The 16,477-nt window shown below is 65.1% G+C and carries 16 protein-coding genes; 8 read left to right on the top strand and 8 right to left on the bottom strand.

Annotated features, from left to right (window positions below; all coding sequences use genetic code 11):
- Positions 1-14 precede the first annotated feature (14 nt).
- Both JQ586_RS11845 and JQ586_RS11850 read right to left on the bottom strand, forming a co-directional pair.
- Positions 15-1,103: a Zn-dependent alcohol dehydrogenase gene (locus JQ586_RS11845; RefSeq protein WP_212394732.1), complete on the bottom strand. Its 1,089-nt coding sequence runs from the start codon at positions 1,101-1,103 to the stop codon at positions 15-17.
- Positions 1,104-1,155: 52 nt separating this feature from the next.
- Positions 1,156-2,937, bottom strand: coding sequence for an acyl-CoA dehydrogenase family protein (locus tag JQ586_RS11850; protein ID WP_212394733.1), 1,782 nt, complete (start codon positions 2,935-2,937; stop codon positions 1,156-1,158).
- 71 nt (positions 2,938-3,008) lie between these two features.
- Here JQ586_RS11850 and JQ586_RS11855 point away from each other — a divergent pair, with 71 nt between their 5' ends.
- The gene (locus JQ586_RS11855) at positions 3,009-3,710 is read left to right on the top strand and encodes an SDR family NAD(P)-dependent oxidoreductase (protein WP_212394734.1); all 702 of its coding nucleotides are present in this window, start codon (positions 3,009-3,011) and stop codon (positions 3,708-3,710) included.
- 155 nt (positions 3,711-3,865) lie between these two features.
- Entirely contained in the window at positions 3,866-4,696 is an 831-nt protein-coding gene (locus JQ586_RS11860; protein ID WP_212394735.1) for an enoyl-CoA hydratase, read from the top strand.
- Between the two features lie 124 nt (positions 4,697-4,820).
- Here JQ586_RS11860 and JQ586_RS11865 read toward each other — a convergent pair whose 3' ends face one another.
- A complete protein-coding gene (locus tag JQ586_RS11865) occupies positions 4,821-5,711 on the bottom strand; it encodes a LysR family transcriptional regulator (RefSeq protein WP_212394736.1) in 891 nt (296 codons plus the stop codon).
- Between the two features lie 120 nt (positions 5,712-5,831).
- Between JQ586_RS11865 and JQ586_RS11870 the strand changes: the two genes are divergently transcribed.
- Positions 5,832-6,662: an oxidoreductase gene (locus tag JQ586_RS11870; RefSeq protein WP_212394795.1), complete on the top strand. Its 831-nt coding sequence runs from the start codon at positions 5,832-5,834 to the stop codon at positions 6,660-6,662.
- Between the two features lie 68 nt (positions 6,663-6,730).
- Here the strand turns inward: JQ586_RS11870 and JQ586_RS11875 are convergent, their stop codons facing one another.
- Both JQ586_RS11875 and JQ586_RS11880 read right to left on the bottom strand, forming a co-directional pair.
- Positions 6,731-7,354, bottom strand: a complete 624-nt coding sequence (locus tag JQ586_RS11875; RefSeq protein WP_212394737.1) for a GNAT family N-acetyltransferase — start codon at positions 7,352-7,354, stop codon at positions 6,731-6,733.
- A 69-nt stretch (positions 7,355-7,423) separates the two neighbouring features.
- Positions 7,424-7,627 carry a DUF1127 domain-containing protein gene (locus tag JQ586_RS11880; protein ID WP_212394738.1) on the bottom strand — a complete coding sequence of 68 codons (204 nt, stop codon included), beginning with the start codon at positions 7,625-7,627 and terminating at the stop codon, positions 7,424-7,426.
- Between the two features lie 115 nt (positions 7,628-7,742).
- Here JQ586_RS11880 and JQ586_RS11885 point away from each other — a divergent pair, with 115 nt between their 5' ends.
- The 4 genes from JQ586_RS11885 (at position 7,743) to tcuB (ending at position 12,748) form a co-directional block, all read left to right on the top strand.
- On the top strand, positions 7,743-8,642 hold the full coding sequence (locus JQ586_RS11885) for a transcriptional regulator GcvA (RefSeq protein WP_212394739.1): 900 nt from the start codon (positions 7,743-7,745) through the stop codon (positions 8,640-8,642).
- A 182-nt stretch (positions 8,643-8,824) separates the two neighbouring features.
- The gene (locus JQ586_RS11890; RefSeq protein ID WP_212394740.1) at positions 8,825-10,153 is read left to right on the top strand and encodes an MFS transporter; all 1,329 of its coding nucleotides are present in this window, start codon (positions 8,825-8,827) and stop codon (positions 10,151-10,153) included.
- Positions 10,154-10,233: 80 nt separating this feature from the next.
- Complete coding sequence (tcuA, locus tag JQ586_RS11895) at positions 10,234-11,634, top strand: FAD-dependent tricarballylate dehydrogenase TcuA (protein ID WP_212394741.1); 1,401 nt, start codon at positions 10,234-10,236, stop codon at positions 11,632-11,634.
- Positions 11,635-11,644: 10 nt separating this feature from the next.
- The gene (gene tcuB, locus JQ586_RS11900) at positions 11,645-12,748 is read left to right on the top strand and encodes a tricarballylate utilization 4Fe-4S protein TcuB (protein WP_212394742.1); all 1,104 of its coding nucleotides are present in this window, start codon (positions 11,645-11,647) and stop codon (positions 12,746-12,748) included.
- A 29-nt stretch (positions 12,749-12,777) separates the two neighbouring features.
- Here tcuB and JQ586_RS11905 read toward each other — a convergent pair whose 3' ends face one another.
- The 3 genes from JQ586_RS11905 to JQ586_RS11915 are packed head-to-tail and all read right to left on the bottom strand — an operon-like array spanning position 12,778 to position 15,373.
- Entirely contained in the window at positions 12,778-13,191 is a 414-nt protein-coding gene (locus JQ586_RS11905; protein ID WP_212394743.1) for a Rieske (2Fe-2S) protein, read from the bottom strand.
- On the bottom strand, positions 13,191-14,300 hold the full coding sequence (locus JQ586_RS11910) for an amidohydrolase family protein (RefSeq protein ID WP_212394744.1): 1,110 nt from the start codon (positions 14,298-14,300) through the stop codon (positions 13,191-13,193). The genes JQ586_RS11905 and JQ586_RS11910 overlap by 1 nt, the downstream gene beginning before the upstream one ends.
- Positions 14,297-15,373: an amidohydrolase family protein gene (locus tag JQ586_RS11915; RefSeq protein ID WP_212394745.1), complete on the bottom strand. Its 1,077-nt coding sequence runs from the start codon at positions 15,371-15,373 to the stop codon at positions 14,297-14,299. Before JQ586_RS11915 ends, JQ586_RS11910 begins: the two co-directional genes overlap by 4 nt.
- A gap of 138 nt (positions 15,374-15,511) precedes the next feature.
- Here JQ586_RS11915 and JQ586_RS11920 point away from each other — a divergent pair, with 138 nt between their 5' ends.
- The gene (locus JQ586_RS11920) at positions 15,512-16,477 is read left to right on the top strand and encodes an MBL fold metallo-hydrolase (protein WP_212394746.1); all 966 of its coding nucleotides are present in this window, start codon (positions 15,512-15,514) and stop codon (positions 16,475-16,477) included.

Here is a 16,477-nt window from a genome sequence, read left to right on the forward strand (position 1 = left end):
GGGACGACGACACCTCAGCTATCGAACATGATGACGCTGCGCAGGGTCTTGCCGGCCTTCATGTTGGCAAAACCTTCGTTGATTTCGCTCAGCTTCAGCTTGGCCGAGATCCAGTCCTCGAGATGCAGCCTGCCGCGCATGTAGAAGTCGACGAGTCGCGGCATGTCGACGCGGAAGTGGTTGGAGCCCATCGATGACCCCTGGATCTTGCGCTCGCGCAGGAAGTCGAAGCCGTGCAACTCGATCTTCTGGCCGAACGGGATCATGCCGACGATGGTCGCGGTGCCGCCGGGGGCCAGCATGCCGAACGCCTGCTCGGCCGTGTCCTTGCGGCCGAGCACCTCAAAGGAATGCTGCACGCCGCCGCCGGTAAGCTCGCGCACCTGCTGCACCACGTCGCCCCGCGCCGGATCGACGATGTCGGTGGCGCCGAGTTTCGTCGCGAGCTGCAATTTGGCCGGATTGGTGTCGATCGCGATGATACGGCCGGCGCCGGCGATCTGCGCGCCGTTGATCGCGGCCATGCCGACGCCGCCGCAGCCGATCACGGCCACCGTTTCGCCAGCCGTCACCTTCGCCGTGTTGACGACCGCACCATAGCCGGTGATGACGCCGCAGCCGATCAGCGCGGCGAGATCGAGCGGCATCTCCTTCTTGATCTTCACGATTGCGTTCTCGTGCACCAGCATCTGCTCGGCAAAGGACGAGAGGTTGAGGAACTGGTGCAGCTTCTCGGACCTGTTCCAGGACAGACGGTTGGAGGCGCCGGGCAGCATCTTCACCGTAGTATCGGTGCACAACACGGTGCGGCCGGTGGTGCAATTGTCGCAGGTGCCGCAGAATACGGACAGGCAGGTGACGACGTGGTCGCCCGGCTTCACATAGTTGACGTCGGAGCCGACCTTCTCGACCACGCCGGCCGATTCATGTCCGAGCACCGCCGGCAGCGGGTGCGGATAGAGCCCTTCCATGAAGTGCAGGTCGGAATGGCAGAGGCCCGCGACCGCAGTGCGGATCAGGACCTCGCGCGGCCCCGGGTTGGGCACACTGACATCCTCGATCACCAGCGGCTTGTTGACTTCATGCAGGACGGCGGCCTTCATCGGGGTCTCCTTGACGTTCTTGATTGTTTGAATGGTGCGCTCGGCTCGCAGCCTACGCCGCGAGAAGCAATTCGCCAACCTCGGCCATGCCGATGGCACGATCGCCGAGCAGATGCTCGGTCATCCTGCGCTGAACGGTATTTTCCGTTAGCCGGAACGGATCGCCAGGCGTCACGCGATGGTCGATCACCATCCGCGACAGCAGCAGGCGCCGCGCGTCGCCGCGCATCTCGTGGATGCGTCCGCCTTCCCAGGCCAGCGCCACCGCGCTTGCGACATGATAGAGCAGGCTGGTGGCGCGCCGCGCATCGCCCTCATTGTCCACGCGGCTCGCCACCTCGCGCGCGAACACGACCGCGCGGTCGCTGAGATCGCGCAGGCGGCTGCGCCACCCCTCGGGCACGTTGACGCTGTCATCGAGCCGCGCATGCAGGTCGGCGGCGAGCGCATTGTCGGCGCCATGGCGGCCGACCGCGCGCTTGAGCGCATCGATCGCCACGATGTTGCCGGTGCCCTCCCAGATCGAGCCGAGATGCGCATCGCGCAGCAAGCGGGGCGTGACGAATTCCTCGATGTAGCCGATGCCGCCGCGCATCTCCATGGCGTCACCGCAGACCTTGCGGGCGTCACGCGTGGCGCGGAACTTCAAGGTCGGCGTCAGGATGCGGAGCAGCGCCGCGGCGTCCTGGCTGCCGGCCTCGGCGCGGTCGAGCGCATCCGCGGTCAGGAAGCTCATCGACAGCGCCTGCTCGGTCGGCAGCATGATCTTCATGAGCTGCCGGCGCGCCAGCGGCAGGTCGATGATGCGCTGGCCGAACACCACGCGGCCCCGCGCCACCGTGATCGCGTCGTGCCAGGCGCGACGCATCAACGCGGTCGATTTCACGCCGTTGGAGAGCCGCGAGGAGTTCACCATCTCGGCCATCTGGACGAAGCCGCGGTCGAGCTTGCCGACGGCATAGGCGATCGCGCCATCGAATTTGATCTCGCCCGAAGCCATCGAACGGGTACCGAGCTTGTCCTTCAGGCGAACGATCCGGTAGTGGTTCTGCGAGCCGTCATCGAGGAAGCGCGGCATCAGGAACAGGCCGACGCCCCTTGTGCCGGGCCCTGCGCCCTCCGGGCGCGCCAGCAGCATCACCACCCTGGCATCGGCATTCGAACAGAACCATTTTTCGCCATAGAGCCGCCAGTGGTCACCCTCCTGCACGGCCCGCGTCGTCAGCGTGCCCACGTCGGAGCCGCCTTCCTTCTCGGTCATGAACTGGCCGCCCTGGGTCAGCTTGCTCATGTCGGTCTGCGTCAGGCCGTCGAGATATTTCGCCTTCAGCGCCTCGCTGCCGAAATTCGCGAGCAGCTTGGCGCAACCGTCGGTGACGTTGATCGGGCAGCCCATGCCGAATTCGGCCTGGTTGAACAGGAAGGTGAATGCATGCTTGGCGACGACGGGATATTTGTCGGGCCAGCCCATGATGCCCTTGCGGATCGACAGCGCGTGAATGCCGAACTCGCCGAAGGCAGCCTTCTCGATCTCGCGGTAGGCCGGGTGATATTCGATCGACTGGACGTCGCGGCCGAACTTGTCGCGCTGGTGCAGCACCGGCGTGTGCTTGTCGGCGAGCCGCGCGCATTCGTCGAGAGTGCCGCCGGCGAGTTCGCCAAGCCGGTCGAGATGCGGCTCGATATGGCGAAACAGCGCCTCGGGCAGATGCAGCTTGAGAAGATCAGTCAGCGCCGGATCGGCCCGGTAGAAATTGATTCCCGTCGTGTCGGGGGCGAGCAGTCCGGGCTGGCCGGCGGGTGATTGCGTGTGATCTTGCTCGAGCGGCTGCATTGAAATCCCGGCTTCGGTCCTCATTTCTTCAGGCGAGACTATCCTCCTCCGGCCCAGCAAAGGAAAGCCAAATGGATATTCCAGAGTACAAGATCGCCCTGATCGTCGGCGCCGGCGAGGGCCTCAGCGGCTCGCTCGCGCGGCTATTTTCGCGAGAGGGAATTCGCGTGGCGCTGGCGGCACGCAGCACCGAGAAACTCGGTGCGCTCTGCTCCGAGACCGGCGCCCGCGCCTATGCCTGCGACGCCACCAAGGCCGAGGACGTGGAACGGCTGTTCGGACTGGTCGAGCGCGAGATCGGAACCCCTGATATCGTGGTCTACAATGCCAGCGGCCGGACCCGCGGACCGTTTCTCGAGTTGGTCCCTGCCCAGGTCGAGCAGACCATCGCAATCTCGGCCTTCGGTGGTTTCCTGGTGGCGCAGGAAGCCGCCAAGCGCATGCTCCCCAACAGGAAGGGCGCGATCCTGTTCACCGGCGCCTCCGCCAGCGTGAAGGGTTATGCACAGTCGGCGCCGTTCGCGATGGGCAAGTTCGCGCTGCGCGGGCTGGCGCAGAGCATGGCACGCGAATTGTCGCCGCAGGGCATCCATATCGCGCACTTCGTGATCGACGGCGGCATCCGCAGCAAGGCCCGCGTCGAACCCGCCGACCGGCCGGACTCGATGCTCGACCCCGACGCGATTGCGCTCAGCTACTGGAACGTGCTGCAGCAGCCGCGCAGCGCCTGGAGCTGGGAACTCGAATTGCGGCCCTGGGTGGAGAAGTTTTGAGAGGACGAACATCATGTGAACGGCGTAGGGTGAATGCACCCATCCGCCGTATCCGTCATTGCGAGCGAAGCGAAGCGTCCATAATGCCGCCAGCCGAGATATGGTTGCTTCGTCGCTCCCCGCAATGACGGCAAGAATTGACCTCGGGAGAGAACATGACCAGCGAAATCAAGATCGATACCGGCACCGACGAGCTGCTCTGCGTGATCCGCGACCGTGTCGCGGTCATCACGCTGAACCGGCCCGAGGCGCGCAACGCGATGTCCGACAATCTGACGCCGGCGCTGCGCACGATGATCCGCGTCTGCGGCGAGAACCCCGAGGTCGGCGTGCTCCTCGTCACCGGCGCCGGCAAGGCGTTCTGCGCCGGCGGCGACGTCAAGGGCATGGGCGCCAACCGTGACAGGAAGAAGCTGGAGATGTCCTATGAGGACAAGGTCGCCGATCTGCAGGAGCGCCAGCGCCTGCTCACCGGCGCGCTCGCCTCGGTGCGCAAGCCGACCATCGCCGCGCTGCCCGGCCCGGCGGTCGGCGCCGGGCTTGCGATCGCATTGGCCTGCGACATCCGCATCGCCGCGCAATCGGCTTTCGTCTCCACCGGCTATTTGCGCGTGGCGCTGAGCGGCGATTACGGCATCGCGTGGCTGCTGACGCGCCTGGTCGGCACTGCGCGCGCCCGCGAACTGATGTTCACCGCCGCGAAGGTCGATGCCACGCGGTGCGAGCAGATCGGCCTCGTCAACCGCGTGGTGCCGGACGAGACGTTGGGCGAAGAGGCCTTCACGCTCGCGAAATCGATGGCGGAAGGTCCAACACTCGCGTTGCGCTACATGAAGGACAATCTCGACGAGGCGCTGCTGTTCGATTTCGCGACCGCGCGCGATCACGAGGCCGAGCGGCTGATCCGCCTGACCACGACATCCGATCACAAGGAGGCGGTGCAGGCGTTTATCGAGAAGCGCAAGCCGGTGTTCAAGGGGAATTGATGATCCCTCTCCCCGCTTTCGGGACGCGGCGATGAAGCCGGTAGCCCGGATGGAGCGCAGCGGAATCCGGGACAGGGCTCTCCGCCGTAAGACTGATCCCGGATTGCGCTTCGCTGCATCCGGGCTACGCAGCTTCATCGCGCGCAAAGTCCACGAACGCCCGCAGCGCAGCGGGCAACTGACGGCGGCTCGGGTAATAGAGGAAGAAGCCCGGATAGGCCGGGCACCAGTCGGCGAGCACGCGCAAGAGCCTGCGCCTGGCGATCAGCGTCTCGACCTGCGCCTCGAACACGTAAGCCAGGCCTGCCCCGTCCAGCGCCGCATCGACCATGAGATCCTGGTCGTTCAGCGTCAGCGGACCCTCGACGTCGATATCGACCTCGATGCCGCCGCGCTCGAACTCCCAGCGATAGATGACGCCGCTGGTAAAGCGATAGCGGATGCAGGGCAGGCCTTTCAGCTCGTGCGGCGTGGCGGGTGGCTTGTGGGCCTTGATGTAGCCGGGTGAACCAACCACGGCAAAGCGATGCCGGGGACCGATCGGGACTGCGATCATGTCGGCCGCGATGGTCTCGCCGAAGCGGACGCCGGCGTCGAAGCCCGCGGCAACCATGTCGATCAGCGCGTCGTTGATCATGATCTCGACGCTGACATCGGGGAAGGCCTTCAGGAAGCGGGTGACGATCGGCAGCAACACCAGCTGCGCCGACTGGCGGGCGGCCGTGAAGCGCAGCGTTCCCGCCGGACGCCCACGGAAATTGTTGAGGTCCTCCAGCGCATCATCGATGTCGCGGAAGGCCGGGCTGATCCGCGCGAACAGAAGCTTGCCGGCTTCCGTCAACGCGACACTGCGGGTGGTGCGGTTGATCAGGCGCAGACCGAGCCGCTCTTCGATGTTGCGCAGCGCATGCGACAGCGCCGATGCGGACACGCCGAGCTCCGTCGCCGCCGCGCGAAAACTCCTGTGGCGGGCGATGGCGAGGAAGGTGCCAAGGTCGGACGGGTTGATCCGCATTGATGAATTTTTCTCAATAGCTTAACGAGTATATAGATGATTATTTCATCTATGGCGAGCCGCTATCCCTTTGGCCCATCGGGCTCGGCATCGCGCCGGCCACAACAAAAGGGCAAGACCATGCGTGTCTGGTTCATCACGGGAGCTTCCCGGGGTTTCGGCGCCTTGATTGCCGAAGCGGCACTCAAGGCCGGCGATGCGGTGGTCGCTACCGCCCGCGACCCCAAGACCGTCACCGCCCGCCTGGGTGCGCATGAGCGATTGTTGGCCACACGGCTGGACGTCACCAGCGAGGCCGAGGCCCATGCGGCTGCAAGCGATGCGGTCAAGAGATTCGGCCGCATCGATATCCTGATCAACAATGCCGGCTACGGGCTGCTCGGCGCGGTCGAGGAGGCGAATGCGGAAGAGACGCAAAGGCTGTTCGGCACCAATGTATTCGGGCTGCTCGGCGTCACGCGCGCGGTGTTGCCGCATATGCGCCGGCAGCGCTCCGGCCACATCATCAACATCTCCTCGGTCGGTGGCTACACCGGCTATCCGGGCTGGGGCGTCTATGGGGCGACCAAGTTCGCGGTGGAAGGCATCAGCGAGGCGCTGGCCGGGGAGGTCGCGCCGCTCGGCATCAAGGTGACGGTGGTCGAACCCGGCTTCTTCCGCACCGACTTCCTCGACGACGCTTCACTGGCACGCACCGCGCAGCAGATCGAGGATTATCATGCGAGCGTCGGCAAGACCCGCGCGCTTGCCGCCGACTTCAATCACGGCCAGCGTGGCGACCCGCGCAAGCTTGCCGGCGCGATGCTTCAGCTCGTCAACGCCGAGGAGCCGCCGCTGCGGCTGCCGCTCGGCAGCGACACGGTCGAGCGTATAGAAGCGAAGCACGCGTTCGTTGCGAAAGAGCTTGCGGAGTGGCGGCAGGTCGCGGCGTCGACGGATTTTACGGATTGAGGGCGAAGGTGGGGCCGGCAAAAAAGAAGCGGCCCGGTTCTGAGGGGCCAGAACCGGGCCGAGTTTCGTCAAACCGCAAGCGAGGACATCGCGGCCATGCGGGAAGCGGCGGCAAGCCGCCAGCTGGCACAGGGAATGTCTTGCGGTTTGACGTGGATCTCTTTGGTGAAGCGCACCAGCTTCCAGTCGCCGGGGCTGGCGGTGAAGGCGTAGTCCGACTTGCGGGCGAGGCCGATCATGTTGGTGTTGGAACGCAACGTATCGCCGAAGATCCGCTCGGCTCCAAAGGACGCCGCGCGGCATTCGAGGTTCTTCAACAGGGCCTTGCCAATGCCGTGGCCCTGCCACCGGTCGTCGATCGACAGGCCGAACTCGACGCTCGACGTGTCGGCATGGAAGGCATAGCGGGCCTCGCCGACAATGGTCTCGAAGCCATCGACCACCATCGTCGCGACCACCGTGAACCGGTCAGCCTCGCCGACGTGGATGAAACGTTCGAGCTCCGTCTTCGGCAGCTCGCTCAGCGCACCCAGGAAGCGGTTGTAGCGGGACCCGGCCGACAGCGCGCGGATATAGGCCTGCAGTTCCTCGCGGTCGCGCGGCTCGACGAACCGCACCTTGATCTCGCGACCGTCCTTCGCGCGCAGCACGTCGGAATATTGCTTGAGATCGTCGAGATGCAGCGCAGTCATGACACGCTCCCGGGGTGAAAGAATTGACCGGCGCCCCTCGATCGAGGCGGCGCCGGTGACGGCGGCCTGTCAGGCCCGCCAGAACGGCTTTTCGGTTTCGAAAGCCACGTCGCTCCGGGACATGCCGATGTCGTGCAGGTCGCGGTCGGACCACTGCGCCAGCTCGCGGCGGCGCTCGTAGCGGTCCCACCAGACATGGAGGGTCTCGCCGACCTGGCTCAGGAGACCATCGGCATGATGATTTGTCATCGATTCATGGGTGAAAATGGACATCTGCGGCTCCTATCGCTAAGCTTTGAAGGTAATATCTGCGCTGTCGGAGCTTTTCACAAACGACACTTTGTACCGTTTCGCATGAATTAAAGTCATGCATTGGAGTCACGAAAAGATGACCAGCAGACTGCCTTCGCTGAACGGTTTGCGGGCGTTCGAGGCCGCCGCGCGGCACATGAGTTTCACGCTGGCGGCGTCCGAACTGAACGTTACGCAGACCGCGATCAGCCATCAGATCCGGCGGCTCGAGGAAGAACTCGGGGTGCGCCTGTTCGTCCGGCAGAACCGGTCGCTGAGCCTCACGGCGGAGGCCGTCGAATACCTTCCCGGCGTCCGTGCCGCCTTCAACGACCTGCGGCTGGCGACCGACCGCCTGCTGCGCCGGGACGACGATCACGTGCTGACCGTCTCCACCCTCGCCTCGCTCGCCGCCAAGTGGCTGCTGCCGCGGCTGTCGGCTTTCCAGGAGGCGCATCCCGGCATCGACGTCCGCATCACCACCTCGACCGGCCTGGTGGATTTCCAGCGCGACAAGGTCGACGCCGCGATCCGCTACGGGCGCGGCCAGTGGTCCGGCCTGCGGTCCGACTGGCTGATGGCGGATGAGCTGTTCCCGGTGTGCAGCCCCTCCCTGCTGCAAGGAAGCAAGCCGCTGAAATGCCCCGAGGACCTCAAGGATCACGTGCTGCTGCATACCAGCGGCGCCAACACGGACGACTGGCGACTGTGGCTGACCGCGGCTGGCCTGCCGACCGACATCTCCAGGCAGCCCGGCCTCACCTTCGACCTGACATTCGTGACCGTTCAGGCCGCGATCGACGGGATCGGCGTTGCGATGGGTCGAACATCCTATGTGCGAGACGACATCGCGAAGGGACGCCTGGTGGTTCCCTTCAAGATTGCACTGCCCGCGGATGCCGGCTTCTATCTGGTCTCGCCGCAGGGGCGGGCGGATTCGCCGAAGCTCGCGGCGTTCCGGGACTGGCTCAGCGCCTCGGCGCGCGCGCCCGCCTGATGCAGGCTGCGTCGAGCCGCGTCAAGACATGTCGGCTTACGGCTTTTTTCTCATAGGCGCGGGCGCAATTTCAGGTTGGTCATGCCGGACGGGCGTGCCAGATTGCCGCACAAGGCAGGCTAACTGCCCTGGCTGGCGAGACACTTTTCGCCGGCCGTTTTGTCACGGGGAGGAAGGGCGTTATGCCGCAGTCGGGTTCATCGCAAGCACCGCAAATCAAGTCGCGCCTCGGCGCCATCCTGCGCGCGACCAGCGGAAATTTCCTTGAGCAATTCGACTTCTTCCTGTTCGGCTTCTATGCGCAGGACATCGCGAAGGCGTTCTTTCCGGCCCAGAACGAGACCGCGGCGCTGCTCAATGCGTATGGCGTGTTCTGGCTCGGCGCGCTGATGCGCCCGGTCGGCGCCGTCGTGCTCGGCTCCTATATCGACCGCATCGGCCGCCGCCAGGGCCTGATCGTCACGCTCGCGCTGATGGCGCTCGGTACCGTGGTGATTGCATTCTGCCCGTCCTACGCATCGATCGGCATTTCCGCGACGATCATCGTGCTGATCGGCCGCCTGATCCAGGGGTTCTCCGCCGGCGTCGAACTGGGCGGCGTCTCCGTCTATCTCTCCGAGATCGCGACACCCGGCAATCGGGGGTTCTACACCTCGTTTCAATCGTCCAGTCAGCAGGTCGCCATCTTCGTCGCAGCCGTCCTCGGCTTCATTTTGCGCGAGGCGATCCCTGGCGACACCATCCTGACTGCCATCGGCGGCGGCGTCGCCAAATGGCGCATCCCGTTCTTCGTCGGCTGCATCATCATCCCCGTCATCTTCATGCTGCGGCGATCGCTCGAGGAAACCCCGGCCTTCCTGGCCATGAAGAAGCATCCGACCCCGAGCGAGGTGTTCGCCTCGGCGATCGCGAACTGGCGCATTGTCGTCCTCGGCATGATGATCGCGGTGCTGACCACCACGACGTTCTATTTCATCACGGTGTATGCGCCCGGCTTCGGCAAGGAGCTGCATCTTTCGGCGACCGGGACACTGCTCGTCACCCTGCTGGTCGCGGTGACGAACTTCATCTGGAACCCGGTCGGCGGCGCGCTGTCCGACCGGATCGGCCGCAAGCCGGTTCTGCTCGCGATCGCGTGCCTGTCGTTCGTGACGGCCTACCCGGCGCTGTCCTGGCTCTCGCATGAGCCCACGCTCGGGAAACTGCTGGCGGTCCAGATGATGTTCTCGTTCTACTTCGGCGTCTACAGCGGCACGATGCTGGGATGCCTGGTCGAGATCGTGCCTGCCCACGTCCGCACCACCTGTTTCTCGATCGCGTTCGCATTGGCGGCCGGCATCTTCGGCACGTCCACTCCCTTTGTCGCAACCAAGCTGATCAGCATGACCGGCCACGACAAGGCCTCGCCCGCCTATTGGCTGATGTTCGGCGCCGCGCTCGGCATCGTCGCCGCGCTGATCGTCTACCGTGGCGGACAGACCGCCGAGCAGCGCAACACGGTTGCGGCCTGATCGCCCGCATTGCATCCGGGGCAGGCCGTTCGCCTGCCCCGGCATGTTGCTTTCCATGCCAACAACGATAACAAGAGTGCATGGTTGATCTGACGCGCAGGTTCGACGTGCTGGTGATCGGGGGCGGCAACGCCGCCCTCTGCGCTGCAATCAGCGCCAGACGGGCCGGCGCCTCGGTGCTGGTGCTGGAAGGCGCGCCGAAGTTCTACCGCGGCGGCAACACTCGCCACACGCGCAACATGCGCTGCGCCCACGACGCGGCGACCGAGATCCTCACCGGCCCCTACACCGAGGAGGAATTCTGGAAGGATTTGCTGCTGGTGACCGGCGGCCAGACCGACGAGGAGCTGGCCCGCTTCATGATCCACGAGTCCAAGGACATCCTGAACTGGATCGTCGAACAGGGCGTGCGCTGGCAGCCCTCGCTCGGCGGCACCTTGAGCCTCGGCCGCACCAACTCGTTCTTCCTCGGCGGCGGCCGCGCCATGCTGAACGCGCTCTACCGCACGGCCGAGGAACTCGGCGTCGACATCCTCTACGACGCCGAGGTGATCGATCTGAAGATCGAGGACGGCATGTTCCTCTCGGCCGCGCTGAAGCAGCCGGTCGGCGGCAGGACCGAGGTGCGCGCCTCGACGCTGGTCGCGGCCGCCGGCGGCTTCGAGGCCAACATCGAATGGCTGAAGCAATACTGGGGCGAGGCCGCCGACAATTTCCTGATCCGCGGCACGCCGTTCAATCGCGGCGCGATCCTGAAGATGCTGCTGGCCAAGGGCGTGCAGGAGATCGGCGACCCCACGCAGTGCCATGCCGTCGCGATCGACGCCCGCGCGCCGAAATTCGACGGCGGCATCATCACGCGACACGACTCGGTCGTGTTCGGCATCGTCGTCAACAGGCATGCCGAGCGTTTCTATGACGAGGGCGAGGACATCTGGCCGAAGCGCTATGCGATCTGGGGTCGCCTGGTCGCCGCCCAGCCCGACCAGATCGCCTACATCATCTTCGACTCGTCGGTCGTGACCAGCTTCATGCCGACGCTGTTTCCGCCGATCGCGGGCGCGACCATCGCCGAGCTCGCCGGCAAGCTGACGCTCGATCCAGCCGCGCTGGAAAAGACCATCACCGAGTTCAACGCCGCTGTGCAGCCAGGCACCTTCGATCACACCATCCTCGACGACTGCCGCACCGAGGGCATCACCCCGCCGAAGACGCACTGGGCGCGCCGGATCGAGACGCCGCCCTACCTCGCCTATCCGGTGCGGCCCGGCATCACCTTCACCTATCTCGGCACCCGCGTGAACAGGCAGGCGCGGATGCTGATGAAGGACGGCAAGCCTTCCGCCAACATGTTCGCCGCCGGCGAGATCATGGCCGGCAATGTGCTCGGGAAGGGCTACGCCGCCGGCATGGGCATGACCATCGGCAGCGTGTTCGGCCGCATCGCCGGGCGGGAAGCGGCCAGAAATGCCCGGAATTGAGGCTGGCGCGATGCACGGGACGAAGATCTTGCAGGAGGCCGACCGTCTGATGACGGTGTGCAATTCCTGCCGCTATTGCGAGGGCCTGTGCGCGGTGTTTCCCGCGATGGAGATGCGCCGCGCCTTCTCCGACGGCGACCTCAACTACCTGGCCAATCTCTGCCATGCCTGCGGCGCCTGCTACACCGACTGCCAGTTCTCGCCGCCGCACGAGTTCAACGTCAATGTGCCGAAGACGCTCGCGGTCGCGCGCACCGAATCCTATGCTGCCTATGCCTGGCCGCGCGCCTTCGCCGGCGCGTTTGCACGCAACGGCCTCGTCATCAGCCTGATCGCCGCGTTGAGCGTCGCCGTTTTCATCTTCGGCTTTGTCGCGGTCAACGATCCGAGCGTGCTGTATGGCATCCATACCGGCCCGGGCGCCTTCTACAGATTGATGCCGCACGATGTGATGGCGATGCTGTTCGGTGCCGCCCTGCTCTACGCCATCCTGGCGCTGGCGATGGGCGTCCGCGCGTTCTGGCGCGATATCGGCGAGCCGGTCGGCATGAGGACGGACGCGAAGGCGCTATTGCAGGCGGTCCGCGACGCCGGAGAGCTGCGCTATCTCGATGGCGGCGGCGTCGGCTGTTTCAATGAGGACGACCACCCGACCGACCGCCGCAAGCTGTATCACCATTTCACCTTCTACGGCTTTGCGCTGTGCTTCGCGGCAACCTGCGTCGGCACGCTGTATCACTACCTGCTGGCACGCGAGGCGCCCTACGCGTGGTGGGATCTGCCGGTCGTATCAGGCACGCTTGGCGGAATCGGCCTCGTGCTCGGTCCGATCGGCCTGCTCACGGAGAAGCGGAAGCGCGATCGCGTGCTGGTCGACGAGCAGAGCACGGGCATGGACACCGCGTTCATCGTGATGCTGTTCCTGACCGGCGTGACCGGGCTTGCCCTGTTGCTCTGGCGCGATACGGGTGCGATGGGCCCGCTGCTGGCACTGCATCTCGGCGTGGTGTTCGCGCTGTTCATCACCATGCCCTACGGCAAATTCGTGCACGGCATCTACCGTTTCGCGGCGCTGGTGCGCTACGCGCGGGAGCGGCAGATGATGCAGGAATAGGCGAGCTCTGTCCTCGTCATTGCGAGCCGCTACAACTCCACCACGACGTAGTCGCTCTCCACCGCGACCCTGACGGTCTCGGCGACGTACGGGCCCTTCACCAGATGAGTGCCCGGCTCGACATTGACCGGATAGGCGCGGACGCGGAAGCGGCGGGGGTCGCAATAGGATTGGCCGGTGCGGATGTCGAATTCCCAGCCGTGCCAGGGGCAGCGGATGATCTCGCCGAGTTTCGTGTACTCGATCTCGCCTGGATCGGACGACGTGGCGAGCCCGATCAGCGGCCCCTCGCACAGCGCCGCGCCCTGATGCGGGCAGCGGTTCAACAGGCCGAAGAACTCGCCCTTGACGTTGAAGACCGCGATCGGCCGGCCGTCGATCTCGAGGAATTTTCGCGACCCCGGCGGCAATTCATCCACCGGGGCGATCACATGACGCGCCATCAAGCTATGCCGTAAAGTTTCTTCGCATTGTCGAGATAGAAGGCCTGCCTGTTGGCGTCGCTGACGCCTGGCGGCAGCACGCGCGATGGCTCGTCGTAGTCCCAGTGCGGATAATCGGTCGCGAACAGCAGCTTGTCCCAGCCGATCCATTCGATCACCTGGAACAGATGGTCGCGGCTCTCCGGATCCTCCATCGGCTGCGTGGTCCACCAGATGTGGTCGCGGATGTATTCCGACGGCTTGCGCTCGAGATGCGGCACCTCGGCGTGCAGCTTCGAAAACACCTTGTCGAGCCGCCAGGCCAGCGACGGCGCCCAGCCGAAGCCGGCCTCCACCATCACCATCTTCAATTTCGGAAAGCGCGCGAACACACCTTCGAGCACCAGGCTCGCCAGCACGGTCTGCTGGCACTGCGAATGACCGACCATCTCCTCGATGTAGTAGCTCGGCCAGCCGGATGCGGTGATCGGGTTGCCGCCGTAGCCGAAGGCATGCACGCCGACCGGCAGTCCGGCTTCCTGCGCGGCCTCGTAGATCGGCCAGTAGCGACGCTGGCCGAGCGGCTCGGCATTGCGGCTGAGCAGCAGCACCTGGACGAAGTTCGGATCGCCTGCGCGCTTGCGGATCTCGGCGGCGGCCGAGACGCCGTCCTCATTGGCGACGACGACGGAGCCCTTCAGCCGTGCGTCCTTGCTGGTCCATTTCTCGATCTGCCAGTCGTTGACCGCCGCACAGATCGCCGCGGCCAGGTCGTGGTTGCGCAGGCCCTGCCCGGTGGCCAGCGGATTGAGCACGCCGAGCACGACATTGTTGGGATCGAGATGCTGCTTCTGCATGAAGGACAGTGACGAGCCCTGGGGCCCACCCTCCGGCGGATAGGCGTCGCGGCGCGCGGCGTTGGGCTGGGCCTTCGGATAGGGCGGGCCTTCCATCATGCCCTGATGGGCGTGGGCGCCGAAGCTTTCGAGATGGCTGTGCCAGCGCTTCGCCAGGAACGGATACAACTCGTCCCTGGTCGCGCGCGCCGGATGGATGTCGCCATCGGCGATCGCGGTCTTGATGCCGGTGGACGCTGCACTCTGCGGACGCTCGCGAATCTGAATGTTCATGGCGTCGTCTCCTTGACCCTCAAGCGCGAATAGGTCGCGAGCGGATTGTCGATCATGATCTTGCGGACCAGATCAGGCGACAGGCCTTCCGGCAGCACCGCATCACCGTCGAACTGCCAGTGCGGATAGTCCGTCGAGAATAGGATCAATTCGTCCGACTGCATATGGTCGAACAGCCGGTTCAGCGTGTCCGGTTCCGGCGGAGCGTCGACCGGTTGCAGCGAAAAGCGGATGTTGCTGCGCACAATTTCCAGCGGCGCGCGGTCGACCCACGGCGTCTCCATGCGGATGCCGCGCCAGAACTTGTGCAGCCGCCACAGGAACGGCGCCAGCCAGGTGAAGCCGCTCTCCAGCATCACCATCTTCAGGTTCGGATGGCGCGCGAACACGCCTTCGACGATCAGGCTGGTAAGCTGGGTCTGGAACGCCTGCGCCTGCGCGACATAGTCCTCGATGTGATAGGAGCCCCAGCCGACCGAACTCGGCGGGTTGTGATAGGCGCTGCCGGCATGGATGCCGATCGGCAGGCCGAGCCGCTCGGCCGCGGCATAGATCGGCCAGTAGTAGCGCTTGCCGAGCGGTATGTCGCCCATGACAAGCATCAGCACCTGCACGAAGCGCTTGTCCTCGGCGCAACGCTCGATCTCGGCGACCGCCTTCTCGATGCTCTGCACCGGGATCACGATCGAGCCGCGCAGGCGATCGTCCTTGTCGAGCCACTCCTTGACCAGCCAGTCGTTCAGCGCGCGGCAAAACGCGTTTGCCATGTCCTCGGAGAACACCATCTGCACGCCATAGAGCGGATTGCAGATGCCATAGGCCGTGCCGAATTTGTCGAGCGCCTGGGCCTGCATATCGGCGATGGCAGAGCCCGGCTTGCCCTGCGCCGGCCGCCAGTCCGGGCGCGACGAGATCGGCGAGTTGACCGGATAGGATTGCGAGATCAGGTCCGCCATGCCGCGCGTCGTCACCTGGTCGCGCCAGTAATCGGTCATGTAGGGCACGAGGCTGGTGAGATGAGGCACGGCGGGATGCAGGTCGCAATCCACGCCGCCCGCGATCGGCGACGTCATGGTGTTTCCTCTCACGGCATCTTGTCCCCGCGCCGCTCGGTTGTTCCGATATTCAAGCAGGCTCACCGGTGGGCCGCAACTTGCGCAAACGGCGTGGCCGTGTGCTAGGAAAACATGGGCCGGCGGGGGAGATTTTCGATGATTCGAACCGGATTGACGACGCTTGCGGCCGCCATGGCGTTCGGCGGATGGGCGCTGGCCCAGCAACAACCGGCCGCGCCGGTACCGCCCGATTTATCCAGGGTCGAGATCAAGACCACCGACCTCGGCGATGGCGTCTACATGCTGGAAGGCCAGGGCGGAAACATCACCGTGGCGACGGCCAAGGACGGCATCATCATGGTCGACGGCGAGTTCGCGCCGCTGCACGACAAGATCAAGGCCGCGATCGCGACGATCTCCAACCTGCCCATAAAGTACCTGATCAACACCCATTTCCACGGCGACCACACCGGAGGCAACGCACCCTTCGCCAAGGACGGCGTCATCGTCGTCTCCGAGATCAACGTCAAGACACGGCTCGCGGCCGGGACCACCAACGGCCTCACCGGCGTCAAGACGCCGCCGGCCGCAGCGGACGCACTGCCGGCCAAGACCTACACCGGCGCCTACAAGATCCGCATGAACGGCCGCGTCGCCGATCTCAAGCACATCGCCAACGCCCATACCGACGGCGACACTTACGTATGGTTCAAGACCGCCAACGTGCTCGCGACCGGCGACACCTTCACCAATGGCCGCTATCCGAACATCGACTTCGCCAATGGCGGCAACATCGCCGGGATGATCGCGGCCACCAACATCTATGTGAAGCTGACCAACGCCCGGAGCCGGATCGTGCCTGGCCACGGCCCGATCGCGGACAAGGCTGCGCTTCTGACCTATCGCACCATGCTGATCACCGCGCGCGACCGCATGGCAAAGCTGGTCAAGGACGGCAAGAGCGAAGACGACGTGCTGGCGGCAAAGCCGTTCGCCGATCTCGATACGACATGGGCGCCCACCGAGCTGGCGTCGAAGAACTTCATCCGCGTCGTCTACCATTCGCTGGCCGACAAGTCGGAGACGAAGCCGCTGCTGAAGCGGATCCTGCACAGGAGTTGA

Origin of the sequence: Bradyrhizobium jicamae (assembly GCF_018130215.1) — a bacterium.
GTDB classification, from domain to species: Bacteria; Pseudomonadota; Alphaproteobacteria; order Rhizobiales; family Xanthobacteraceae; genus Bradyrhizobium; species Bradyrhizobium jicamae_A.